At 30.7% G+C, this 25,882-nt stretch carries 25 protein-coding genes; 12 read left to right on the forward strand and 13 right to left on the reverse strand.

The annotated features are described in order from the left end of the window. Positions 1-8: 8 nt before the first annotated feature. The 3 genes from Q0958_RS12120 to Q0958_RS12130 all read right to left on the reverse strand — a co-directional run bounded on the left by Q0958_RS12120 (position 9) and on the right by Q0958_RS12130 (position 2,637). Positions 9-431 carry an immunity 22 family protein gene (locus Q0958_RS12120; RefSeq protein WP_299123415.1) on the reverse strand — a complete coding sequence of 141 codons (423 nt, stop codon included), beginning with the start codon at positions 429-431 and terminating at the stop codon, positions 9-11. Further along, positions 418-1,635, reverse strand: a complete 1,218-nt coding sequence (locus Q0958_RS12125) for an MFS transporter (RefSeq protein WP_299123417.1) — start codon at positions 1,633-1,635, stop codon at positions 418-420. Before Q0958_RS12125 ends, Q0958_RS12120 begins: the two co-directional genes overlap by 14 nt. 90 nt (positions 1,636-1,725) lie before the next feature. After that, a complete protein-coding gene (locus Q0958_RS12130) occupies positions 1,726-2,637 on the reverse strand; it encodes a helix-turn-helix domain-containing protein (protein ID WP_299123418.1) in 912 nt (303 codons plus the stop codon). A 128-nt stretch (positions 2,638-2,765) separates the two neighbouring features. On the opposite strand from Q0958_RS12130, the gene Q0958_RS12135 reads away from it, so the two are divergent. The 4 genes from Q0958_RS12135 to Q0958_RS12150 are packed head-to-tail and all read left to right on the forward strand — an operon-like array spanning position 2,766 to position 8,149. After that, complete coding sequence (locus tag Q0958_RS12135) at positions 2,766-3,764, forward strand: hypothetical protein (protein WP_299123419.1); 999 nt, start codon at positions 2,766-2,768, stop codon at positions 3,762-3,764. A gap of 27 nt (positions 3,765-3,791) precedes the next feature. Continuing rightward, positions 3,792-6,122 (forward strand): efflux RND transporter permease subunit, encoded by a 2,331-nt coding sequence (locus Q0958_RS12140; protein ID WP_299123420.1) that lies wholly within the window; start codon positions 3,792-3,794, stop codon positions 6,120-6,122. An 18-nt stretch (positions 6,123-6,140) separates the two neighbouring features. Beyond that, positions 6,141-6,920, forward strand: coding sequence for an outer membrane lipoprotein-sorting protein (locus Q0958_RS12145; protein WP_299123421.1), 780 nt, complete (start codon positions 6,141-6,143; stop codon positions 6,918-6,920). Continuing rightward, on the forward strand, positions 6,920-8,149 hold the full coding sequence (locus Q0958_RS12150) for a hypothetical protein (RefSeq protein ID WP_299123423.1): 1,230 nt from the start codon (positions 6,920-6,922) through the stop codon (positions 8,147-8,149). Before Q0958_RS12145 ends, Q0958_RS12150 begins: the two co-directional genes overlap by 1 nt. 282 nt (positions 8,150-8,431) lie before the next feature. On the opposite strand, the gene Q0958_RS12155 is transcribed toward Q0958_RS12150, so the two are convergent. The 8 genes from Q0958_RS12155 to Q0958_RS12190 all read right to left on the reverse strand — a co-directional run bounded on the left by Q0958_RS12155 (position 8,432) and on the right by Q0958_RS12190 (position 15,565). After that, positions 8,432-9,904 (reverse strand): nitrilase-related carbon-nitrogen hydrolase, encoded by a 1,473-nt coding sequence (locus tag Q0958_RS12155; protein ID WP_299123424.1) that lies wholly within the window; start codon positions 9,902-9,904, stop codon positions 8,432-8,434. 75 nt (positions 9,905-9,979) lie between these two features. Further along, complete coding sequence (locus Q0958_RS12160) at positions 9,980-10,570, reverse strand: Crp/Fnr family transcriptional regulator (protein ID WP_299123425.1); 591 nt, start codon at positions 10,568-10,570, stop codon at positions 9,980-9,982. A gap of 104 nt (positions 10,571-10,674) precedes the next feature. Beyond that, positions 10,675-10,935, reverse strand: coding sequence for a hypothetical protein (locus Q0958_RS12165; RefSeq protein ID WP_299123426.1), 261 nt, complete (start codon positions 10,933-10,935; stop codon positions 10,675-10,677). A gap of 3 nt (positions 10,936-10,938) precedes the next feature. Continuing rightward, positions 10,939-11,493 (reverse strand): hypothetical protein, encoded by a 555-nt coding sequence (locus Q0958_RS12170; RefSeq protein ID WP_299123427.1) that lies wholly within the window; start codon positions 11,491-11,493, stop codon positions 10,939-10,941. A 300-nt stretch (positions 11,494-11,793) separates the two neighbouring features. Beyond that, positions 11,794-12,318 (reverse strand): hypothetical protein, encoded by a 525-nt coding sequence (locus tag Q0958_RS12175; RefSeq protein ID WP_299123428.1) that lies wholly within the window; start codon positions 12,316-12,318, stop codon positions 11,794-11,796. A 233-nt stretch (positions 12,319-12,551) separates the two neighbouring features. Beyond that, positions 12,552-13,982, reverse strand: a complete 1,431-nt coding sequence (locus tag Q0958_RS12180; RefSeq protein WP_299123429.1) for a Sau3AI family type II restriction endonuclease — start codon at positions 13,980-13,982, stop codon at positions 12,552-12,554. Continuing rightward, entirely contained in the window at positions 13,975-15,267 is a 1,293-nt protein-coding gene (gene dcm / locus Q0958_RS12185; RefSeq protein WP_299123431.1) for a DNA (cytosine-5-)-methyltransferase, read from the reverse strand. The genes Q0958_RS12180 and dcm overlap by 8 nt, the downstream gene beginning before the upstream one ends. Next, on the reverse strand, positions 15,260-15,565 hold the full coding sequence (locus tag Q0958_RS12190; protein WP_299123432.1) for a helix-turn-helix transcriptional regulator: 306 nt from the start codon (positions 15,563-15,565) through the stop codon (positions 15,260-15,262). The genes dcm and Q0958_RS12190 overlap by 8 nt, the downstream gene beginning before the upstream one ends. Positions 15,566-15,939: 374 nt before the next feature. Here Q0958_RS12190 and Q0958_RS12195 point away from each other — a divergent pair, with 374 nt between their 5' ends. From Q0958_RS12195 to Q0958_RS12215, 5 genes are all read left to right on the forward strand, one after another. Beyond that, positions 15,940-16,269, forward strand: coding sequence for a hypothetical protein (locus Q0958_RS12195; RefSeq protein ID WP_299123435.1), 330 nt, complete (start codon positions 15,940-15,942; stop codon positions 16,267-16,269). A 103-nt stretch (positions 16,270-16,372) separates the two neighbouring features. Then, positions 16,373-17,449, forward strand: a complete 1,077-nt coding sequence (locus Q0958_RS12200; RefSeq protein ID WP_299123438.1) for a phosphotransferase — start codon at positions 16,373-16,375, stop codon at positions 17,447-17,449. 12 nt (positions 17,450-17,461) lie between these two features. Then, positions 17,462-18,514, forward strand: coding sequence for a T3SS effector HopA1 family protein (locus Q0958_RS12205; protein WP_299123442.1), 1,053 nt, complete (start codon positions 17,462-17,464; stop codon positions 18,512-18,514). Continuing rightward, the gene (locus Q0958_RS12210; protein ID WP_299123445.1) at positions 18,511-19,806 is read left to right on the forward strand and encodes a lanthionine synthetase LanC family protein; all 1,296 of its coding nucleotides are present in this window, start codon (positions 18,511-18,513) and stop codon (positions 19,804-19,806) included. The genes Q0958_RS12205 and Q0958_RS12210 overlap by 4 nt, the downstream gene beginning before the upstream one ends. Before the next feature lie 218 nt (positions 19,807-20,024). Continuing rightward, positions 20,025-20,792 (forward strand): DUF1963 domain-containing protein, encoded by a 768-nt coding sequence (locus tag Q0958_RS12215; protein ID WP_299123448.1) that lies wholly within the window; start codon positions 20,025-20,027, stop codon positions 20,790-20,792. Positions 20,793-20,888: 96 nt separating this feature from the next. Here the strand turns inward: Q0958_RS12215 and Q0958_RS12220 are convergent, their stop codons facing one another. Then, positions 20,889-21,665 carry a hypothetical protein gene (locus Q0958_RS12220; protein WP_299123451.1) on the reverse strand — a complete coding sequence of 259 codons (777 nt, stop codon included), beginning with the start codon at positions 21,663-21,665 and terminating at the stop codon, positions 20,889-20,891. 272 nt (positions 21,666-21,937) lie between these two features. Here Q0958_RS12220 and Q0958_RS12225 point away from each other — a divergent pair, with 272 nt between their 5' ends. The 3 genes from Q0958_RS12225 to Q0958_RS12235 are packed head-to-tail and all read left to right on the forward strand — an operon-like array spanning position 21,938 to position 24,427. Next, positions 21,938-22,888 (forward strand): DUF2157 domain-containing protein, encoded by a 951-nt coding sequence (locus tag Q0958_RS12225; protein WP_299123454.1) that lies wholly within the window; start codon positions 21,938-21,940, stop codon positions 22,886-22,888. Beyond that, positions 22,876-23,952, forward strand: coding sequence for a DUF4401 domain-containing protein (locus tag Q0958_RS12230; RefSeq protein WP_299123457.1), 1,077 nt, complete (start codon positions 22,876-22,878; stop codon positions 23,950-23,952). The genes Q0958_RS12225 and Q0958_RS12230 overlap by 13 nt, the downstream gene beginning before the upstream one ends. Then, entirely contained in the window at positions 23,939-24,427 is a 489-nt protein-coding gene (locus tag Q0958_RS12235; protein WP_299123459.1) for a GDYXXLXY domain-containing protein, read from the forward strand. The genes Q0958_RS12230 and Q0958_RS12235 overlap by 14 nt, the downstream gene beginning before the upstream one ends. Before the next feature lie 75 nt (positions 24,428-24,502). On the opposite strand, the gene argH is transcribed toward Q0958_RS12235, so the two are convergent. After that, positions 24,503-25,780, reverse strand: a complete 1,278-nt coding sequence (argH, locus tag Q0958_RS12240; RefSeq protein ID WP_299123461.1) for an argininosuccinate lyase — start codon at positions 25,778-25,780, stop codon at positions 24,503-24,505. Positions 25,781-25,882: the final 102 nt, after the last annotated feature.

Raw genomic sequence — 25,882 nt, forward strand, 5'->3', positions numbered from 1 at the left:
GTGTAGTGTTATTTTAATGAATATTCTTTTCGAAAAATAAATTCAATTCGTTTATTATTTACACTATGATTATTATGATTAAATAATACTTCATTTATTGGGTTTTCACCATTTTCACCAAATAGAAATAAAATAGTATTACGTTTATCTAAGTTTCTTTTACTTAATTCGATAATAAGTTCATCGAAAAAATGTTCAGAATCTAGTAAGTCTTCTTTGTATTCTTTGAGTTCATTTAAATTTAGTTTTTTAAACCACCAACTTTCCATAAAGTCATCATCATAGTATTCTAACCCAACATCTTTGCCGAATTTAGATTGAGGTAAATCATCATTAGAATAATCTATGTTTAAATATTTTTCATAAAGCTTTTTTTCTGATTTAAAAGTCCCAATCCAAGCGTAGATTATTTTTTTATTACTCAAGTTCATAGGTGTTTGATTTTCTATTCCATAATAAATATCCCATCAACGCTAAGGCAATAATACTCATGGCAACGATGCTAAATTGTAATCCCAACATAGAGTTCTCTTCAAAATGATTCTCAAACAATCCAAATAATAGTGCCATAAGTCTTGTAGGAATAAACATAAGACTGATTAAAATAGCCAAATATTTAGGATTTGAATATTGTAAAAGTACTCCAAAAATTGTGGGAGCAATAAGCACTTCAGAAAGCGCTAAAAAGAACATAGAAATTATAAAAATGTATAAATGTTGTTCGGTAGGAATTTCTGGAATAAATAATAAAATTCCGTATGATAAGACTCCGAAAACAAACCCAAGAAGTATTTTAAAGAATCGATTATTGTAAAAATAAGTCCAAATTATAGCAGTAATTAAACAGCCTACGATAGTAAAATAACTATTTATGGATAATAGAAAAGAATTAGAAACACTTAAAGAAGGTAATTTGCATAACAATGCATGTAAGTCAAAAAAATGAGCACCAGCTATTTTATAGATTCCCCAAAACAACCCAACAAGAAAAAAAGTAGTTAAAATAATTAAAACTCTTTTGCTTATAGAAATTGAGGATTTTTTTAACCTTACCTGTGTTTCTTTTTTAGAAAGAAGTACAGGTATAATAGATAGCAACATTAAGGTTCCCGCAGTAATAAAACCAACATTAAAACCTATGGTCTCTCCTAAATATCCCATTAACATAATACCGAAGAAAGAACCTAGGTTTATAATTAAATAATACAATGTAAAACCAGCATCTATAAGCTTAGGTTTGTTTAAATATAGTTTACCAAAATTGGAGGTAATATTAGGGACGAAGAAACCACCTCCTATGGCTATAAGAATTAATCCTACATAAAGTCCAGTGAGAGAAGGAATACATAAACAAAATGCACCAATAGCATGGAGAATAGCTCCAATAATAATTGTTTTTTTATTTCCTAATAATAAATCACCTAATAGTGCTCCTAAGATTTTACTAAACATTAATGAACCTGCAATCAAGCCGTAGATAGTTGAGGTTGCAAGTTTGTCCATTTTTAGAACACCTTCTGTTAAATATAGAATTATTAAAACACGAAGTCCATAATAAGATGCTCTTTCAAGCATTATTGATATAGCGTAGTATAAGCTTTCTTTAGTGTGTTTTTGGGTATAAAGTTTTTCCATGTAGTTCTTTTTCTTAGCGCAGTGCTAATATACCAAAAAGAAAAACATTTTTAAAAGCTATAGATATTCGAGAGGGTTTTAAAGAGACTCTTACTTATCAAGTTTCAATTTTCTATACTGATTGGGGGTTTTAGAAGTATTCTTTTTAAAGAAATTAATAAAGTTAGAAGTGTCATCAAAGCCTAAATGATCTGCTATATAATCTATAGTGTCCAATGAATGTGTTAACAATGATTTAGCTTCCATAATAATATAATCGGTAATTAATTTCTTGGCAGATTTACCAGTAGTTTTTTTAATGCATTCAGAAAGGTAAATAGGACTAATACTAAGTTTATCGGCAAAATAACTTAGCTTTCGTTTTGTTTGTTTGGTGTTTTTTAGCAGGGTTTCGAAATTGAAAGTAATTTCCTCGGCTCTGGAACTTATGGTATTCTTAAAAGCATTTTCGTCTAAGGATCTTTTGGCTTCAAAAAGTATAATAGTTAATAAAGAACGAATAATTTCAATCGTATTCTCATTCATGTTTTGAAACTCTTTATAAATTCGTTCCATATATCCCATAAACAGAGCACTATCCTTTTTATTCATAAAGTACATTGGAGAATAATTCATACTAAAAAATGGAAATCGTTGAATAACACTAAAGCTAGAAGTAGCAAAATTTAAAAATTCTGAAGTAAAGAAAATCATATACCCTTTAGGGTCTATTCCATCGCTTTGAACATCAACATCAATAGTTTGCCCAGGAGCAAGAAAAAATAAATGATCATTAAAAGAGTCTAAATCTTTACCATCTACTCTAATATTGGTTTCATCTCCAGAAGATACCGTGACTTCAAAAACACCATTAGATTTCGTTGAAATTTGATGAGGCATTTCATGATAATGGTCTTTAAATTTAAGGATATGAAAATGATCGGACTTTTGATATTTAGAAAGATTTAGTGCCTTTAAGGTTTCGGAAATATTTTCCATTATAAATGTTTCTTTCTTTATCATCTGAGCTCCTCATTATTTATTAGGAATTCAAAGATACCTTATTTTTTACAGTTTTTACCTTAAAAACAATATGAAAAGAATGTTAGTGCTCCAGTAATTTTGCCTCACTAAATTTTAAGCATTAGATAATGAAGGTATTAAAAGTCTTTCTTTTTGTTCTTATTTTCCTAGTAGTTGTATTTGTAGGGTATGGTTTATTAATAGGGGATAGTGATGTTTATGTAAAGAATAAAATTTCTTTTCAACCTTATTTGTCTTCGTATAACATGTATAAGGGAGCTCCTAAAAACTTAGAACCCAAAAACGGTTATTATGAATACGAATTAACTTCTCCTTTGTTTACAGACTATGCAAAAAAGCAACGTCTGATAAAATTACCAAATGGAGAGAAGCTAACTTCTTTAGGAGATGATCTTCCTAATTTTCCTGATGGAACCATTATCGCAAAAACTTTTTACTATTTAAATGATGAATTAGCTCCAGAAAAGGGGAAAAGAGTTATTGAAACTAGAGTTTTAGAAAAGCAAAACGATGTTTGGAATGTAGCAGTTTATTTATGGAACAAGGAACAAACAGATGCGAAACTCATTGAAGATGGGTATGAAACTGTGGTGAAATGGAACGATAAAAATGGAGTATTTAGAACCATTAACTATCAAGTTCCAGATAATACAGCGTGTACTACTTGTCATCAAATAGATAAAGAGGTGGTGCCTATTGGACCTAAGTTAAGAATGCTTAATCGTATGGTGAGTATTGATGGAGTTGAGGTAAACCAATTAAAACACTTGCAAGATATAGGAATACTTCACAATGTTGATCCTTCAAAAATAGCACAAACTCCTAATTATTTGAACACCTCCATTTCAATAGAAGAAAGAGGAAGAGCTTATTTAGATATAAACTGTGCGCACTGTCATCGTACCGGAGGAGTTGCAACCAATTATGCTTTTTGGCTCGATTTGAATTTGAACAATCAAGTGTCTTTTCAAGAATCTAACATTGCCGAAAACAAAGAAGCAATTTTAGAACAAATGGAAATAAAAAAAATGCCTTTGATCGGAACTACGATTATAGATAAAGAAGGTGTGGCATTAATAAAAGAGTATGTAAACGCACTCCAATAAACAATAGAAAAATTAAATAAACATAAAATGAATAACAACGATAAAATAACTCAATTTGGAGAATGGCTTATCAAGCGCAGATGGTTTATCCTTTTAGGCTCCATTTTTATTACAGTATTATTAGGCTGGGGAGGAGAAAACCTAAGGTTTAATAACGATTACCATGTGTATTTTGATAGTGACGATCCGCAAATAATGGCTTTTGATGCTATAGAAGAGAAGTATGTAAAAAACGATAATGTACTTATTGCTGTACAACCAGAAGATGGTAAGGTATTTACCAAAGAAACCCTAGCAGCTATTCAAGAGTTAGAAAAGAGAGCTTGGCAAACGCCTTGGTCGTCTAGAGTAGACGCATTATCAAATTTTCAACATACCAGAGCAGAAGGCGACGATATGTATGTAGAAAATTTATATACGGATGTTGAAGCACTATCTAATCAAGATTTAGAAGCAATTAAAAACATTGCTTTGCATGAACCTTTGTTACTAAATAGGTCTATTAATAAAGAAGCCTCTATAACTTCAGTAAATATTACGGTTCAAATACCAGCAGATAAAGACGATGGAGCTTTACAAGTAGCCAATAATGTTAGAGAAATGGTAAAGAAATGGGAAAAGGATTACCCAGGGCATAAAACTTACCTTTCTGGAGTGGTGATGATGAATACTGCATTTGCAGAGAGTTCAATGAACGATATGAGTACTTTAATTCCTATCATGTTCTTAATTATCATTATAGCGGTGGTGATAACTACAAGAAGTGTAAGTGGAATGATTTCAGCCTTTTTTGTATTAATCTTTTCTATCATGGCAGCTATGGGGTTGGCTGGTTGGATAGGGATTGAACTTACAGGACCTTCATCATCGGCACCTACGATGATAATGACATTAGCTATTGCCGATAGTATACATGTATTAGTTACTATTATTCAACAAATGCGTAACGGATTATCTAAACGCGAGGCAATAAAAAAGAGTGTTTCTTTAAACTTTAAACCAGTATTACTTACCAGTATTACAACCATTTTAGGATTCTTAACCTTAAATTTTTCTGAAGGATCACCTTATAAAGACTTAGGAAATATCACAGCAATGGGAGTCTTTTTTGCGCTGTTGTTTTCTTTATTCTTATTACCAGCATTGATAGCCATACTACCAATGAAAGTAAAACCAATTAATGATGAAAAGAAAGGAAAAGGATGGTTCGATAAGTTTGGAAATGTAGTCATAAACAAGCATAAATCAATATTGGTTGGTTCAATGGTAGTAATCTTAGGATTAGGTTTTATTTCTGTAAAAAATGAATTGAATAATGAGTTTGTAAAGTTTTTTGATGAGTCGGTTGACTTTAGAACGGATACGGATTATATAAGTAAAAACTTAACAGGTATTTATAATATAGATTTCTCTTTAGGAGCTGGAGAAGAAGACGGAATAACAACCCCTAGTTATTTAAAAGTAGTTGATGAGTTTAAAGAATGGCTTTTAAGCCAAGAAGAAGTAGTACATGTCAATTCTTTTTCAGAAGTATTTAAAAAGGTAAACAAGTCAATGCATGGAGATGATGCCAGTTATTATAAAATTCCAGATGCAAAGGATGAAGCCTCGCAATACTTATTACTTTATGAAATGTCGTTACCATTTGGTTTGGATTTAAACAATCAAATTAATGTAGATAAATCGGAAACAAGGTTTACAGCAACGCTTAAAAACATTTCATCTAACGATTTATTAGCTTTTAATGAAAAAGCAGAACAATGGTTAAAAGACAATGCACCTAAAGAGATGTTTACTCCAGGAGTAAGTCCGTCAATTATCTTTTCGAGAATCGCAAAGAGCAACCTAAACAATATGATGGTGAGTGGAATTGGAGCATTATTTCTAATTTCTATTTTACTAATGTTTGTGTTAAAGAGTTTCCGCTATGGAGCCATTAGTATCATACCTAACATAGCACCAATTACAATGGCCTTTGGTTTCTGGTATATTTTCAATGGAGAAATCAATATGGGAATGGCGGCTACCTTAGGAATGACTTTAGGAATTGTGGTAGATGATGCAATTCACTTCCTTTCAAAATACATTAGCGCACGTAGAGAGATGGGGAAATCGCCAGAAGAAGCAATTCAGTATGCCTTTTCTTCAGTAGCGCGAGCTATTGTAATTACAACGATCATCTTGGTAGCAGGTTTCTCAGTATTAATGCAATCATCATTTGGTCTGAATTCTGACATGGCTGTCTTATCAGTTATTACCATTATAGCAGCATTAGTTTTAGATTTAATTCTATTACCTGCATTACTATTGTTACTAGACAAACCAACACTTTTAGACGTTTCAACAACAAAAAAATAATAATTAAAAAATAATAAAATGAAATCAATTATAAACATAACAACTATAGGATTGTTGTTGTTATCAGCAGCTACCTTTGGACAAACTAATAAAGGATTAGACATTGCTAAGTCAGCAAAAAAAGCAAGTTCAGGTTGGCAAACAGCATCGCAAACAATGACGATGACGTTAACCAATAGAAATGGACAAAAAACGGTGCGTAAGATGCACGGTTATAATATGGAAGTAGCAAATGATGGAGATAAATCCATGACTATTTTCGATACACCAAGAGATGTAAAAGGTACAGTAAGTATGACGTTTACGCACAGGATGAAGGACGACGATCAATGGTTGTATTTACCAGCCATTCGTAGAGTAAAGAGAATTTCTTCATCCACTAAATCAGGTCCATTTTTAGGAAGTGAGTTTGCTTTTGAAGACATAGGATCGGAAGAGGTAGAAAAATATACGTATAAATACATTGGAGAAGAAGAGGTTAATGGGAATATGTGTTTTAAAATAGAACGTTATCCTGTTTCAAAAAGCTCAGGGTATAAACGAAACATAGTGTGGTATAATAAAGAAAACTACCGACCACAAAAAATAGAATTTTACGACAGAAAAGATACGCTTTTAAAAACATTAACACATGCTGATTATAAAAAGTATTTAAACAAGTATTGGCGTGCGGGAAAGTTAAATATGGTAAATCACCAAAATGGAAAACAAACCTTATTAGAGTTTTCAAACTTAAAGTTTGGAGTTGACATTGATGAAAATGACTTTTCTCAAAATGCATTAAAGCGCGCTAAGTAATGAAAGCAAAAATTAGTACATACTTATTATTTCTAAGCATCTTTTTAGGATGGCAAGAAGGGTATGCACAAGATAGTACTCAAAATCCTTCCATAAGTTATGATTTCTCTGGAAGGATTGGCTTAACAGGACGTTATTTTCCTAAAAAAGCCTTGTATGCAGGACAGCATAAAACGTATTTATCAGCCTACTACAGACCAGAGTTTAGTATGCAATGGGGAAAAAAGACCGAGAATACTTTAAAGTTCGAAGGCTTTTTAAGAATAGATCAGCATGATGCAGAGAGTACGCATTATGATATTAGAGAGCTGTATTGGCAAACCATTATTAAAGATTGGGAACTGTCAGTAGGTTTAAAGAAAATATTCTGGGGAGTTACGGAAGCAAATCATTTGGTAGATATAATCAACCAGTCAGACGGATTGGAAGGAGTTGATATTGAAGAAAAGTTAGGGCAGCCAATGATTCATTTATCAAAGTACTTTAATTGGGGAACGCTAGATATTTTTGGAATGACCTATCATAGACCGTTGTTATATCCAGGAGCAGAGGGTCGTCCACGCCCAGGAGGAGTCTTAGATTATTCAAAGGTAACATATGAAAGTAGTCATAAAAGATACCAACCAGAGTTGGCAGTACGTTGGTCGCATTCTTTCAACTTAGGCAATGTAGGTTTTGATATTGGTTTGTCGCACTTTTATGGAACTTCCAGAGCACCTTTGTTTAGAAATACAGGAAACTTTTTGCCAGAAATTTTCTACGAACGAATTAATCAAACAGGGTTGGAGCTTCAAGCTGCAACGGGACCAGTTTTATGGAAATTAGAAGCGATACGACGCGTAAGCAAGCGTAAAACAATTACAGCTTTTGTTGTGGGACAAGAATATACGATTAGTAATATTTTTAATACAGGTGCCGATTTAGGTTTTCTAACAGAATACAACTTTGACGATAGAGGAGATGAACTAATTACTGGTTTTGATAACGATATATATACAGGTATTCGTATTACAGGAAACGATACCAATGCTACAGAGTTTTTAGGAGGTTATACCTATGATTTGAGTAGTAAAACGCAAAATTATTTTATAAAATTTAATAGAAGATTGAGTGATACTTGGAAAGTAAATATACAGGCTACAGGTTTTCCAAAAGTATCAACGAATGAGTTTTTATATCAGTTACGTAACGACGGCTTTATAAAGGCTTCCTTAATTTATTATTTCTAAAGATTAAGTGTGTTTATAATATTGCTAAGAAAAGATTAAGATTGATTGTATTAAAATTGTGTTTTGGGAGGTGGGATAGAATAAATTCATACCTAGGATAAGATTGTAATTATTATAAAAGGTTTTAAATTCACTTTTATTCTTTGAACACCTCCTGAAACTAAATTTATAGAATAAAAAACTCAATAGAATTACTTCTGTTTATTAAGAATACTTAATAAAAAAAGATACTTTTGATAGTATCTTTTTCTTTATAAACTTTAAGAATGAAGTGAGGTATGATTATTTTCTTTTTTTAAGAAAGATAATAACGATAATTAATAAGAATAGACATAGTAGTATAAATGTATCTCCAATAATAGAGTATATAGTTGTAGTTCCCTTAGTTGGGAGCTGTGTTATTAATATTTTATTTTCATCAGTAAAATGATCCATTTCACTCAAAACCTTTCCTGTATAGTCTGTTCCAATTGATAACCCCAAACTAGTTTGTCTAACTAAATTAAATCCTTGTTCAATAGCTCTAAATTTTGCCATGTCGGTGTGAATTGGGTCAATTTCCTTATAATCATTACTTGGAGCTAAAAGAATATCAGAGCCTTTAGCTTGTTTTAAATAATTAGGAAAGTCTAAATCAAAACAAATAGCCGCAGCAATAGTACCATATTTAGTTTTAATTTTAGGAATGCCTACAACTTTGTTATTACTTATACTAGCTTCAGCTCCTGGTACAGAAATTCCTTTCCAGTAATCAATTGCTTTTTTACCATTTGGAGTAAATAATACAAATTTGTTTTCAAGGAACTTACTGTTTTTAGGATTTATAACTGCTAATCCTAATCCTAAATAAATCTTTTGTTCGATAGCTACTTGACTGGCTTTTTCATAAAATGCTATTTCGTTTTCTTTTAATATAGTAGCATTACCTTCTGCCCAGAAAATTATTTTTGCACCAGCTTTAGCTTCGGTAATACTTTTATCAAATAAATACTGATTTAGTTTCGTTATTCCTTTTTTAGCCTCAATAGTAGCTTTTTGAGTTGTTTCATCGTTTTGTATTCTTTGTAAATCAATATTAGGCCTTAAACTATCTAAAACAGATATAGAAGCAATTCGGACTGTAGTAGAAATAGCCTTTTGAAATTGTAAACGATACCCACCATATATCAATGTAGTTCCTAAAACCACTATATAAATAAGGGTTCCTTTTTGAATGTTTTTCCAAGTAGCTTTGTGTTCATATATCCAGTTACTTACAGTTGCAAACCAAGTAATCAAAAAAGTGATGTACCCCATTCCAAAAACAGAAATAGACTGGAGTAAAATACTTTGCGTTTTTTGCGTATAGGCTATGTGCCACCATGAACCAAATGGGTCAAATAAATGATAACCATACTCTATTAAAACAGCTGATGTTGGGAAAATGAGTGTTGTTAAAAAAGAGTCTCTATGTTTTGAAAAAAAAGAATCAATAAAATAGGGCAGAGAGGCAAATAAACTAAAAATTATAGTAATAATTATTGATACACTAACAGGTAAAAAAGGAGCTACATCTGTTCCAATATAATAACCAATACTTATGATTATAAAGGCGAATAAAAAGCCTTGTCCTTTCTTTAGGTTTCTAACAGCAAAAAGAAGTGTTGAGGTAAAAAGCCAAATAGCAAAAAAGATAACATATTGTCCGTTTGAAAATATTGATAAGATTAATAGAACTAAAACGAATAGAACTTTTTTAAAGATGTTGTTTTTCATTTTTACAGAATTTATTTTGAATACCACAAAGTTCTGTTATAAATAGACTGCGTACCTGACACATATGTGACAAAATTATCTTTTAGCAAGTTTACTTCGAATTCTACTTAACGATTGTCGTTCAATACCTAAAAAAGAAGCCAAATGTGATAAACTAATTCGGTTTAATAGTTTTTTATTATTGGCTACAAAGTTTAAATAACGTTCTTCAGCGGTTTCGAATAGAAAACCTTCAATGCGATCAGTTTCTCTGGTTAATACATATTCGGCAACTAATCTACCATACATTTCACTATCTTTAAAATTGTCGTATGCTTCCTGAAGTTTAGTATAAGGCATGGAAATAATAATAGTAGGTTCTATACATTCTAAATAATATTTAGAAGGAGTTTGTTTTATAAAAGAAGGATAATCGGTAGCGTATTGTAATTCAGAAGAAAAACCAACACTAATTTTATTTCCTTTTTCGTTGATATAGTATTTTCTTACTAAGCCTTGACATACATATGCTATATCTTTTTGTATTTCTCCACTTTGATATAGTAACTCTTTTTTAGAATATTTTTTTAAGCTAAGTATAGATCGTGTAAAGTTTTTAGCTTCAGTACCCATGGTTGGAAATTGCTCCATGAATATATCAAAATAGTTTGGTAGTTCTTTCTCCATTTTTCAATTACTACAATTTATTAGAAGCCAAGATATAAAAAAGATACCTTTCTAATTGATAGAAAAGTATCTTTAATATGTTCTAAAGTATTGCTAATAAGTTTTTATAGGAATATCGATTTCGCTTTTAAAATAATATCGGTTCCTAGATTCCAAATTTTAGCAAACTTTTGGTTGTTTTCGCTAGCTTCTCCAATAATAGTACTTAGTTCCGCTAGTTGTTCGTTGGTAATAAAAGTTTCGTCAGAAAGCCCAAGGTGGGTAGGAAGTCCTAAGTTAAAAGGATTACTTTCCGCTGCTTGCACTTCTTTTTGAGCTTGTAATAAATCTTTTAAAGCTTTGACATATTTTTCTTGAGGTGTCATAATCTATTTTTTTACGCGGTTGAGAAGCTCTTGTGTTTGTTCGTTTATAAAATCGCTAGGAAAGGGAACGTTTTGTCCAACCAATTCTAAATAGAAAGCTCTTTGAGAAGCATTTAAATCTGTTAGCGATCGGGTCATTTCTAAATTAATAGCATTCAGCTTTATCAGTTTGTTCCAATTGTCGCTGTCGGCATAGCCTTTGATTAATTCTTGTTTTATTTTACCAGCCATTTCCATGGCCTCGTTAAATTGCTGATTGATTTTAGCAAAGGAGTCTTTTTTTAGCACAGTAATATTGCCTTTTCCAGAAGGATCATTTACTTGTAAAGTGATTTTTTTAATTTCCAATTCTTTTATAAAAAGCAATCTATTGCGACGTTCGTTGTACCAGTTTTCGGTCAATTCAACAACTGTTTGTTGATGTCGCTTTTTTAAGAGCTGAATTCCTTCTTTTTCTTTCTGCATTGCCATGGCAAACTCTGGGGGTATAGAAGAACAACTACCCAATAATGCAAAGAGTATGCTAAATGATACTAGTTTGATACTTCTTGTTTTCATGATGTGTGTTAGTTTAGATAATAAATAGTATTCTTAACTAAGGGGAAACAAACCTACCATTTTATAAAAAAGGTTTTTTGAGAAAACCCGTACTTAAAGTAAGGTTTTACCTTATTTTTTTTAATATGGAAAGTTGATAAAATACCCTTTTTCACAAAAAAACTCTAAAAATAGTTGTTAAACTATTTTGTTTACGAAGCCTATCTATAGTTAATATTAATTAAAGAAATAGATAAATAATTGATTTTGTAACATAATAAGTTGTAAAAGCATTTATAAGTATTCTTATTTTGGGATTACTTAATTATAAAAAATAGGAGGCTTTTTTATATTTAATAAGGAAGGAATTCCTCCTCCGTGATTATTTGTCCTATTCAAAACAGATTCAATACTAATTATGTTTGGAAAGATTTTAGAATAAACTCCTTCAAAAAATCTTTGAAAAGTTAATTTACGACCTTTAAAGCGAGGTTGAGGATAGTTAATTTCTTCTTGTAAGGTTATCCAATAAATCAAATTTATAAAATCTTGATTAAAGATAGTCGTTTTTGCTTTCAATCCATTTGAATAAATATCTTCCAAGAAATTAACAATATTATTATAATTTGCAGAAGTTGTTTTATCATAAAATTCTTGAACTAAATCAGTATGTTTTGGAGCGTTACCGTTTAATGTTAATTTATAATCACCATAATTTTTAAATCCAGGATAATTAATTTTTAATTTACCATAAATAAACGAAGATGTTTCTCCTACATCTAATTTCGTTGTTAAATCTTTCATGTAAGTTACTCCATCACTATAATTCATTTTCTTATGTTTCAAATATTTATTAAATTTAAGAATATTTGAAAATAAAAACTAAACCTAGTTTAGTAAACAAACTTTACTGTAAATAAGAAAGATATTTATTGTTAAGTTCTTTTTACATAGTTGTTTGGTAGTCTTAAAATTTGTTTTTTAAATATATGGAGGTTTTCTGCTTTATAATTAGTTAATTATATGTAACACCTGTTTTTTAGATTGATATAGAATAAATGTCTTTTGAGTTTTGCCAATTATTTCAGATATATCTCATCTCTCACATAAATCGAATTATACCAAAAACATTGTTTACTATATTCTTTTACTTTAAGTTTTTTATCTTCTATAGGTAAAGGAAAGATATCAGTAGAATCAGTTCCATGCGGTCTTACATGACAAACTTTATTGTCTTTAATTTTTGGAAAGTTATTCTTTTTTATAGGGTTCAATTTTGTAGAGTATCGGATATCACCATTTTTATCTCGAGCATAGTCATCAAAAATTTTCCCTTTAGAAATAACTTCCTTTGTTTTGAGCCAAACTTTTCGAACTTCATTTCTATCATTATAAGGCATATTCCAAAATTGCACTTTATCAAGAATATATCCATTACCAAAATCTTTAAAAAAAACAAATAGATACTTTTTTTCTGTAATATCTTTCATTTTACTTTCTCTCCAATTTTCGTTATAGATAGTTTCAAATTTAAATGATGGAAAAGAAATTGATTCTTTAATTTTGTTGTTAGATTCTACTCGTATACTCTTTAATTCTATATTAGCTTTTTCAAATTCCTCAATTTTCTGATTAAGTTCTATACCTAAAATTTTTTTTGAAAGACTCGAATAATAGTTTTTAGCTCCCTTTTTTAATTCTAAATTGAAGTGTTTTTCAATTTCTTCTGCAGTTTTATTATAAAAAGATTTAAATTTTTCAATTACAATTTCTTCAAATGTTTGTTTCTCTTTAAATTCAGTTGATTGTTTAATTATTTTTCCATAAACAGCTTCCTCGTCCTTTGATATGTTTGCTATTATATGGTTTACATAACCTTGTTTTAAAGAATAAGCTCTTTGTTTAGCTTTTTGCTTATTAAAAGGTTGCTTTCGTAATGATTTAGCAGCTGTAGATCCTTTTGTACAAGCTCCTAGATATAAAGTATCACCTTCGGATAATTCATGTGCTTTACCTTCTTTTATTCTTTGATTGATTTTTTTCCAATCTTGTTTGATAATTTCTAAATCTTCTTCAGGATATTCCCAATTATCAACCAGTTTTATAATGTAATCCTGTATATTTAAATCTTTATCATGTAAATAGAAAATAAGTAGTAAATGGGCATTTTTCTTCCAAAATGTACTATTTTCAAAATCTTCTTTATAGACTTCTAGATAATTTATAATATTTAAAACAAGTCTTTCTTTTGATCGAAATTCTCCGTTCTTTAGTGTTTTTAAAGGACTTGATTTAAGTTCTATACCAGCTTCTTTAAAATCAGGTTCAGCATTAGAATTTGGATTATATCCAAAATAAAACTTCTCTAATAATTGACCGAAATTACCTTTCCCTTTATAATTCGCTTTTTCAATTATTTCACCACAAGCAATTCTTAAACTTTTCCCTTTTAACTTTTTAGCAAAGTTGATTATAGAATGAGTAGAAAGTATATCATAATTTCTACTCATTCATAATTTGTTTATAAAGTTCTTTTCCAATTTTTTCAATAATACCCACAACTAAGGCATTTCCCATAAAAAAAGCCCTCTTAGTATCTGTAATACCCTCAAGTTGTGTATGATTATCTGGAAACATGTTTAGACGTTCTAATTCTACAGGTGTTAGTCTTCTTAAACCTTTTTCTGTTTCAACAACATGTTTAAATCTTGATGGAGATTTACCTCCTTCACCAGTTATAATTGTTCTTGAAGCATTATCTAGAGCATCAGGATAAATCATAGCTCCTTCGCTATAATTATATTCAAATCCATCTTGTGTTTTTCTTTTTTCTTTTTTTGCTCCTTTTAAATATTCCCACATTTGTTTTTCTGTAGAAATTGTTTTTAACCCTCCGTCTTTATTGATTATAGTCTTTATAGTTTTTAAAGATTTATCTTCAATAAAAAAATCATCTGTTACTTCTCCGTTTTGTAAAATATCTCTTAAAACGGTATGTTTTCCATTATAATTAGCAACAGTTTTGGTAGTGTATACCTTTCCATTAATCATTAAACCTGTATTTTGAAAAGGTGAAAGTTTTCCTTCTTTATTAAATTCATTCGTAATTTCTACTAAATCACTTTGTAATTCAAGTTCTTGAATTGAATTTGTTTCTTGAACAGGGAAAGCTGTTGCTATAGTTCCTTTTTTGGTAATCCAATTTAAAGATGTTTCTTTTTTTAGTTTTTTATATAAATCACTTGATTTATGATAACCTAAAAAGAAAACTCTTCTTCTACGTTGTGGCATACCATACTCTGCTGCATTTATAACTCTCCATTCTACGGCATAACCAAGTTCATTTAAACTTTGAAGCATCACAGCAAAGTCTCTACCTCTTTGTTTGGCTGGAGATTTTAAAAGCCTATCTACATTCTCTAAAAATAAGTATTTAGGCTTTTTATCTTTCTTTTCCTCTAAAATTCTTTGAATAGACCACCATAAAACTCCTTTTTTACCTTTCAATCCCTTTGAATTGTGTAGTGTTGTAGCAACAGAATAATCCTGACAAGGAAATCCTCCAACAAGTAAGTCGTGATCAGGAATTTCATTTGTAGGTACATTTGCTATATCTTCATTTGAATGGTTTTCTTTTCCAAAACGAGCCTCGTAAACTAAAGATGCATGTTGCATTTTTGTAGAAGGTTCCCATTGATTACTCCAAACAATATTATAATTACTTTTTTCTAAACCAAGTCGAAATCCTCCAACTCCTGCAAAAAGCTCAGCTACTTTTATAGATTTATTATCCATTTTCTTGATTTTTATAGTATTTAATTTTCTCTTCTGCTATTTTTAATATTTCAGAAGATGATTCTGTGTATTTTAATTCTTGAGCTATTTTTTCAGAATACCAATTTATAATAAGTTCTTTTTCGGAAAGATTATAGAAATTGGCTAACCTAATTAATTGCTCTTTGGTAGGTTTTCTTTCACTTTTTTCAAACTTACTAATCAGAGACTGATCAATATCAACTTCAGCTGAGACCTTTCTAAGTATAAGATCTTTTTGTTCTCTCGCTTCTCTTAATGTATCTCCTAATTTTTTCATTTGGACAAAATGATTATAGACATATTTTGTCCAAAAGTATGAAAACTTTTCTATCTATAATTTTAATTATTTCCTATTATTTAAAGTTTGAGTATTGAATAATTAGAGAAATGAATAATGATATAGTCTTTAGCTCAAAGAAAATAATTAATTGTAATTACAACTTTTTACTTATACTCTTAATTTCCTTTTTCATACCTGTTAATATAGAGCTTGTTACATTTTTTTAAATTTAAAATGATTCTTTTTAGAATTTTATAAAGTAATCAAAAATTATAATATTCGATTTAGTAGCTACAATTGGTTTTTGAGTACAAGGTGGAACCCCGAAAAGCCTATTTTAAAAAGAGTAGGGAAAAATAACTATTACTACAATGATTACTTATCAAAACCTTTGTCCTCCTACAATGGGACAAACCCTTGTACTAGAGCTTTGTCCTCAGTCAAGCCAGCAAATGAATCCTTCTAATAATACCGGAAATCCACAAGCTCCAAATAATGGGGGAGTTACTGTACAACCACAGGTGGGAACACCAGCGAATACAGTGCCACCGGTTTACCATCAAACTGGTGCACCAACGAATACAGTGCCACCAGTTTATCATCAAGCAGGGAGTACTGCTATGATGAGAACCCATACAGGTTGTCCTTCAATGTTTTGTCCTTCTTGGAACTGCAATACAGCTTGGTTCTGGCATTGTTAATAAATAAGAGAAGAATGGACTAAATATTTATTTAATAGTTAGAACATAAATATCTGGGACATTTATTTAAATAAGTGTTCCAGTTTTAACCCTCACATATATCATGCGATTGACAAATAATAATTTAATATCCTATTTAATTAACAAAGCCTTTGTAAATGCTAATGATGTGGTAACAGGAGATTTTATTTTCCATCAAGTTATAAGTCGTAATAGTATTTTTAAAGTGTCCTTGGGTAAAGGCAATGGTTTATTTATAAAACAATTGCAAAATATGAGTGCTCATGAAATATATTGGATGCAAAAAGATGCAACAACACACTATTTATTTCATAAAAGTGATTGTTATCCAGAAACTCAAAAATATATACCGAAATATCATGGTTATGATCCTTTCTCTCATGTATTGGTTTTAGATTTTTTTAAAGAAGCAATAGATTTATACAATCTAGCAACGAAGCATAAAGTATTATCTCATCAACACGCTGAACAAATAGCTGATATTTTTATTAGTTTTCATAAAGATATTGAAGAAGAAATAGGAACTAATAAATCACTTCAATTTTATAACAAAGAAGTACCTTTTATATTACGATTGCCTGAATTTGTGAATGAACAAAACCCTAAAGAGAAAGTTTTTGAGATAATTAAAGACGATTATATCCTAAGAGAAGGGTTGATTCAATTATATAGGGAATGGAAAGGTAATAGTTTGATTCATGGAGATATTAAATTGGCTAATTTTTTAGTAACCAATAATGGTAATAATGAAGAAGTAAAACTTATAGATTGGGAAACTTCTAATGTTGGAGACCCGCTATGGGATGTAGCTGGTTTAATTCAAAGCTATTTAAGTACTAGTATATTTACTCAACATTTAAAATTCAATGAACAAGATACAGAGAGTGATAAAGAAATAAGTTTAGCAGAATATGAGAGAGCTATTAAGGCTTTTTGGAAACGTTATTCTAAGCATTATCCATGGAATGAAGAACTAGAAAAAATAGAAATAAAAATAATGAGGTTTACTGCAGCACGTTTGTTACAAACAGCAAAAGAATTTAATCCAGATAACTCTACTGAATTAGTTTCTGGTACAACTCAAGTTATTGATTTAGCAAGAACAATTTTTAAAGACCCTAAAGTTGCAGTTTATAATTATTTAAATGAAACAAAATAAAAGTAGTTAGAGATGAAAAACAAGTTGTCTACATATGAAAAACAATTAAATAAATTATTGTCTGCTATTGAAATTACATCTAGCTCCAGTTATAAGGTAGAAGAAGAATTAATTAAAGTTTATCAACAAAGTCCATGCTATAATTATATAAAATCATTATCGGATTTTGGTAAACATGAACAGATAGACGAAACCTTAACACGTAAACAATTGCATCAGCATTTGACTAATACTTTATATACTCGATTTTACTGTGGTGTTAAGAAAGAGGATACAGATTTTAAATTACCTGATAAAAGAGAACGAGTTGCTTTTATGAAAAATTTGAGTTTGCATAATAATTCTGTACAAGATTTAGATAAAAATTGGATGATTTACTCGATTGATAGTCAGGGAGGAATGTATGCTGAGAAGAATGGTACTTTACGTCCAGTTATACCAAATACTTATATCACAGAATCTACAGAAAGCACAATGAAAGTAGGACAAAATATTAATTTTTATAGACAAAAAGAAAAGTTTGATGCTCAACCTGTTTTTTATTACGTATTTGGAAATGAGTATTTAACGAATGACTGTGATAAAATTAGGATTTATTGGAATATTTTACCAGAAGCTGCTGGGAATTTAGTTCATGAAATTACAAGTATATTAAACGAGTATCGAATTCCTTTTCATTTCAAATGTTTAAATCATCCTGATTTATTTAAACGTAATGATAATGCTGTATTATATATTAATGTAGAACACTTATCAATTGTAAGTCTTTTAATAAGGTCTATAATTACTGTGTTAAAAGAAAGTTTAATAGATAGAATACCATTGTTTACTAAAAAAATAGCAGCAGGAGTTTCTATCGCTGAAGATCCAGGTTTAGGTCAGAGTTTTGGTATGAGTCGATCAGAAATGATTGCGGAATCATTAATAAAAGCAAGAGAAAATGCTATTGATGATGTAACAGAACGAAACCTTTTTATTAAACAGTTTTTAGTAAATAATGGAATTGGTATTGACCGCATTTATTTAAACCCTCATACTAATGAGTTAATTTTTGAGAAAAGATGATAAAGTGTATAAAAGAGCAAAAGGAAGAACTAAGTATAAAAGAACATCCATTTTTAAATACGGCTTATAACATAGCAAAACAACTGGCTAAAGAGGCTATTTGGTCAGTAGATGGTTGCTGTAATTGGCAAGGAACAGCAATTGAATATGTAAATGGTAGTTACCAGATGGTAAATAGAACATTTAAATCTGACTTATATAACGGATTATCTGGTATTGCTTTGTTTCTTGCTGAGTTTTTAGCAAAGAAAAAAGATGATGTTCTACAATTAGTTTTGGAAGGGGCTGTAAAGAATATATTATTACAATTTAAAGCAGCACCATTGGACTGTAAATTTGGATTATATTCAGGACAACTTGGGGTAGGATTTGCTTTATGGCAAATAGGAGTTCTTAACAAAAATACTGTTTGGAAAGAAGCTGGATTGAAAATGGTTCGTAACTTAAAAGAAGATGAAATTAGTGAAATTGATGTAATAACAGGAGTGGCCGGAGCTATAGCTCCACTGTTAAAAATGCATCGAGTAGAACAAGATGATGTTTTTTTAAAACTAGCTATTAGTTGTGGGGAATTCCTTATTAAAGAAGCTTGTAAGAATGATACTTCATGGACTTGGAAAACAATACCTTCAAGGCCTGGTTTAGCAGGATACTCACATGGAAATGCAGGTATGGCTTTGGCTTTATTAGAACTTTGGCAAAAAACAAAAGATGATAAATATTATCAAGCAGCTTTTATGGGATTTCAATATGAACGAGAACTTTTTAATAAAGAAATGAATAATTGGCCCGATTTACGAGATTGTAAAGAACAAAAGACATATACATCAAAACATCTTTATAGTAGAGTTATGTGGTGTCATGGAGCAGCAGGTATTGGCTTGTCTCGTTTAGCAGCTTACCAAATGACTTCAGATTTAGATTTTTTACAAGAAATTCGAATAGCAATGGAAACTACCTCAAAAGACATTATTGGCCAATTAAATAATAGTGAATCAATTAATTATTCATTATGTCATGGAATTGCAGGTAATGCCGATATTCTTCTAAGTGGAGGATTGTTATTAAATGAGATGAGTTATATTCAGTTAGCTCAGCAAGCAGGGGTATTAGGAATAGAACGTTACGATAAAAATGGAAAAGCATGGCCAAGTGGTGTAAATGATCCTAATGGGCTTACTACAAATAAAAACCAAACTCCAGGTTTATTACTAGGCCTAGCAGGAACAGGACATTTTTACTTAAGATTGGCTTTTCCTGATGAAATAGATAGCGTTTTATTAATAAGGTAAACTATAATAAAGCTAAACAAATACAAGTGAATAATCTAAGGTTTAGATATCTTATTTGTACTTGTTTTTTTAGAATTGAAAGTAGCTATATTATTTTATACTTTCATAATTAACAATCATAAAAGCTTGCTGATGTATTGATAGGTAAGATTTATAAAAACTTATTTATTTACAAGAGAAGTCGATATATTTGTGTGTTCAGTATAAAAAATAGCTATATGATTCCTGACTTTTTAAAGAAATATGAATCGGACTTAAAAGAGTACGAAAGAGAGTTTATAAAAATAATTGCTAAACCTAGAAAAGAAAAAGATTTAGAAGATAACTTAGACTTAAAAGACAGTAAGTTTCTTGGTTTTCCCTTTTTTCCAAAAGAAAAGGAATATCCGAAAGATAAGAATGGCAAACCAATGGTACTGGTGGCACAACTTAATTTTGCACAAATTCCTTCATTAAAGTTTTATCCAACAGATGGAATTCTTCAATTGTTTTTATCGGCAACAGAATGGTATGTAGAAGATGCAGCGATTGTTTACCATACCAAAGAAGATTTAGAGAAAGAGCCTTTGCAAGATTTTTCTTTCTTATCGGTTAAGGATTATGAAGAGATGCCTGTTTTTAAACTACATCAATTATCGTTTGAAAAAGGAATTGATAGAGGAGGTTCTGAAGATTCACAATTTGATTATCTGTTTGGTGACTATGGTTATTGGGATTTTTCAGAAAGTTTAACTGAGGAGCAAGAAGAAGAGTTTGGAGAATATTTTGACGCTACGGGACATAAAATAGGAGGCTATGCAGAGTTTACGCAATCTGACCCAAGAGACTATGAAGTAGGAAGCGCAGACGATGTTCAGCTATTACAAATAGATGTAGATGATTATATTATGTTTGGCGATAGTGGACTAGGACATATTTTTATAAACAAAGAAGCTTTAATTAATAAAGACTTTTCTAAAGCGTATTTTTATTGGGATTGTTGCTAAAAGTAAACTAAATTTGAAAGGATAGAGAAGAGAAGTCTATATGTTTCTAAACAAAAAAGCGGGTAGAACCCGCTTAATAAGTATTTTGTAAGAGGTTTAATTAAATCCATCGGTTCCACAAACACCAATGGATCCCCAATCGCGTGTTATAGAATCAGAACAAAGGGTATTAGAGATATTTCCTCCATAAATAGTTGCTTTAACTTTTCTTACTTTATTAGTACAGCTAACAGGGATTATAATTTGTTGATATCCTTGTTGATTTGTATAACCTACATGATGAGAAGTATCTCCGTTTTGGTAAGTTACCGTAAAGAAAGAACTTGTTATAAGCCATCCTGGATTTGTAGTTGTAGTTGTGTAGAAGATAACATTTTCATCTCCCAAAAGATTACGTTCATAGATACCATTGGTAATAATACCACAAGTTGGAGTTGGAGTACCTCCACATTTTAATATTTCGAGTATCACAGTACAACTTGGAGATTCAGAATTGACAGCGGTAATAACACCTCCTGTAAAATTACTTCCAAAATTTAAAGAAACAGTATTGGTTCCTTGTCCGCCTGCAACAGAAATATTACCACTAGTTACTGTCCATGTTACATTATTAGAACCAGCATAGGTATAGGTTAGTGTTTGATTTGAAGAAGCACACTTTGGACCACTTACTCCACATCCAGCTATGTTGGAAAAACCTTTAGCGCTTTTTGATTGTGATGCTTTACCTTGAATTTTTCCAGGGAAGAATGCTTGGTTGTTATCAGAAGCTTCAATTATTTGAGGTTTTAGTTCAATATCGGAAGTTTCTGAACTACAAGAAGAAAAAAAAGAAATAGAAAAGATGATTAATAATAACAGTAATTTTTTCATAGTTAAAGATTTAAAAGTTAGTTAAATAAATGTTAGTTGTGTTGCAATACTTTTTAGAGTACAAACAAACTTAGCATTAAATAGGATGGTAACCTTATAAAAACCCGTACATAAAGTAAGGGCTTACCTTGTTTTTAGGTTAATGGAATTACTTAACTATTTTAAGGAGCATAGAACAACGTAAAACTAAAAAAGGAGTTTAGTTAAAAATTGACTACTTTTAATATTTCCTAATCTTAGGAAGAAGGGAGAGAACATTAAAAAAAAATTGAATGAAAGATATTGATAGAGAAGATATTCAGATAATTGCCCAGCATAGCAATTGGTCTGAAAGAAGTATTCAAAAGATATTGAATACACAGGTGTATCACGATAAAACATCTTGGCAACAGTTTCTGAGATTGTTTTTTATGAGTTTGGGTGTTGGTTTTACTACCGCGGGAATTATTTTCTTCTTTGCCTATAACTGGGCAAGTATGCACAAGTTTTTTAAACTAGGTTTAATAGAAGGTGGAATTTTATTACTCACCCTAGTTTTAGTAGTGGCTAAAATACCGTTAGATATAAAGAAAATAATACTAACAGGAGTTTCTATATTGGTAGGAGTGCTGTTTGCTGTATTTGGACAGATTTATCAAACGGGTGCCAATGCCTACGACTTTTTCTTAGGCTGGACTATGGCTATTGTTATTTGGGTAGTCATTTCAAACTTTGCTCCTTTATGGTTGGTGTTTATAACGCTCATCAATACAACTCTTATTTTATATGCAGAGCAAGTAGCTCAAGACTGGTCAGAAATTTTTGTGTTTGCTTTGCTGTTTTGTATCAATGCACTGTTTTTAATTGCGTTCTTATTGGTAAAGAAAATAAATGAACAGATTAGTGTACCCAGCTGGTTTACCAATGTATTAGCATTGGCAGTGGTCTTCTTTAGTACCGTAGGGATTGCAACAGGAATTTTTGAAAGAAACTCGGAAGCTTTTTGGGTGTTAGTACTATTAGCAACAGGATTGTATGGAATAGGAGTTCGATATGGGTTGAAAGAAAAAAGTGTTTTTTACCTTTCAATAATTGCATTTAGCTGCATTATTATTTGTTGTGCACTGCTTTTAAAAATAACAGATGTGGAAGGAATGTTTTTCTTCCTGAGTCTATTTGTTATTGCAAGTGTAAGTGTTGTGATTAAAACCTTAACAGATTTGAAAAAGAAATGGAAGAATTAGCGAATAAAAAGGAACTGTTAGAAAGTATTCGTTTGAGTGAAGACAAAGATTTTACCTATAACGAACAAGCGATTTTAGACAGTTATTTAAAAAAAGAAGAAAACAAATCGGGCTTAGCAATTAAGATACTTACCATTTTAGGAAGTTTTGTAGCAATGTTAGCATTTATAGCCTTTTTAGGAATAGCTGGTTTTTACAGTTCTGAAGCTGCAATGATATTTTTAGGCGGATTGTTTATAGTGCTTGCTGTTGTAACTAATGTAGTAAAGGATAACCTTATTTGGGATACCTTTAGTGTTACAATATATATAACGGGATTTGTAATGCTTGTTTTTGGCTTGTCTGGTATGCGAATGAATGAAGATATGATATCCATACTCGTTGGCTTAATAGCTTTTGTGACTTTAGTAATTACACAAAACTATATCTTATCGTTTATAGCTATACTTACCGTAAATGGAAGCTTTTTGTCTTTATTGTTAAATACAAAGGTTTACGATTTTATTCATATATATGTTGGAGTGATGGCTTTAATGCTAAGCTATGTGTTTTTAAAAGAGGCAAGAATATTATCATCCACAAAGAAGCTAGCGAAACTATACAATCCACTTAGGATTGGTGTGGTTGTTTCCTTTCTAATAGGTTTGAGTATGCTAGGGAAGAAAGGAGCAATAGCATTGAATGAAAATTACATTTGGATTTCCTCGGTATTATTTATCATCATAGGAATGTATATTGTACATGTGATTATCAAGGTGCACCAAATAACACTAGCTAAAACCAAGACAATATTATATGTGTTAAGCTTTTTAATATTACTGTCAACTATATTCTCACCAGCAATATCGGGAGCTATCATATTATTGTTACTTAGCTTTTTAGTTAATTATAAAACAGGGCTGGTTATAGGAATCGTAGCTTTAATCTATTTTGTTTCGCAATATTATTACGACTTGAGCTTTACTTTACTAACCAAGTCTATACTTTTATTTGTATCGGGCGTGCTGTTTTTAGCGTGCTATGTATTCACCACAAAAATGCTAGGAAATAATGAAGAAATATAAATGGATACTCATTCTTTTAAACCTTGCTATTTTATTAGTATTGTTTAATCGATCAATTTTTCAGAAAGAAGCCTTATTAGAAAAAGGACAATTGGTTTTGTTTGAATTAGCTCCTGTAGATCCTCGTTCTTTAATGCAAGGAGATTATATGAGATTGAATTATGCGATTTCAAACAACATAGATACTGATAGTATTACTAAAAGAGGATTCTGCGTAATAAAACTTACCGAGAATGGCATTGCAAAGAAAGTGCGTATGCAAGATGGTAAAGAGCCAATAAACGAAGGAGAGTTTTTAATACGATACAACTTAAAGAAATGGGGAAGACTAAGCATTGGTGCTGAATCTTACTTTTTTCAAGAAGGTGATGCTGAAAAGTATGAAAAAACTAAGTATGGAGGAATTAAAGTAGATACACAAGGAAACAGTCTTTTGGTTGGTTTGTATGATGAAAACCGACAAAAAATAGAATAAATACCAGATGGTATATCGTCTTAAAAGCAGATAACTTCAATTATCTGCTTTTAAGACGATATTTTAAATTACTCGTTAACTATTTTCCATTTTCTGACGTATCAATTCCAAACCTAAATTCCCCATACTACCTAAATGACTGTGTTGTTTAGATCTGTCGGGAACATACTTCCCTTGATTTACCTCATTTCCTATTTTCTGATAAGCCTCACGGAAAGGCATCCCGTTTTCTACCAATATATTGATATTGTCTACCGTAAATAGATACTGGTATTTTTCAGAAGTCAAATCAATGTCTTTGATAACAATCTGCTCAATGGCATAGTTAAAGATGAACAGAATTTCTTTCATAGTTTCCAAAGCCTGTAGCATGTTTTCTTTTAATAACTGATAATCTCTATGATAACCACTAGGTAGATTATTGGTAATTAAAAGCATTTCGGATTGCAAAGCCTGAATCTTATTGCATTTACCACGGATAAGTTCAAAAACATCGGGATTCTTTTTATGTGGCATAATACTACTCCCAGTGGTAAGTGTTTCAGGGAAGGAAATAAAATCAAAATTCTGACTCATATACAAACAAATATCCATGGCAAAACGAGCTAAGGTATTGGCTAAGCTACCAAGAGCCATGGCAACGGTGCGTTCGCTTTTTCCTCTGCTCATTTGAGCGGCTACAACATTGTACTTTAAAGTAGCAAACTCAAGTTCTTGAGTGGTAAAAACTCTATCGATAGGGAAGGAGCTACCATAACCAGCTGCCGAACCTAATGGATTTTGATCAACTACTTTTAATGTTGCATTTAAAAGATACACATCATCAATTAAAAGTTCAGCATAGGCAGAAAACCATAAGCCAAAAGAAGAAGGCATGGCTACTTGCAAATGCGTATAACCAGGTAGTAAAGCTTCTTTATGAGTATCAGCCAATTGGAGCAGGGTATCAAAAAAGGATTTAGTCAAATGATTGATTTCTTGTAAGTTCTCTTTATAATATAAATGTAGAGCGACTAACACCTGATCGTTTCTAGAACGAGCAGTATGTATTTTCTTTCCAACATCACCGTATTGTTGGGTGAGTTCAAATTCTATTTTAGAATGTACATCTTCAAAGTGTGCTTCAATGGTAAAAGAGTTGTTGTTGATTTGCACAAGTAAGGCCTCTAATCCCGCAAGTAATTGTTGAAGTTCATCAGCGGTTATGATGTTGATGCTATGCAACATTTTAGCATGCGCTATAGAAGCAAGTACATCGTATTTCGCAATATGCAGGTCAATTTCTCTGTCGTTACCTACGGTAAACAGTTCTATTTTATGGTCTATATTGGTTCCTTTATCCCAAAGTTTCATTTTTTATATTTTTTAATTTCTATCATCTAAACTCTCACTTAAATTTTTCGTCTTTAATCTTTTTGTCTAACTACTCAATACTCATGTCTAAAGTTTTAAGTC

It is taken from the genome of uncultured Tenacibaculum sp. (assembly GCF_947499065.1).
In the GTDB taxonomy this organism is placed as follows: Bacteria; Bacteroidota; Bacteroidia; order Flavobacteriales; family Flavobacteriaceae; genus Polaribacter.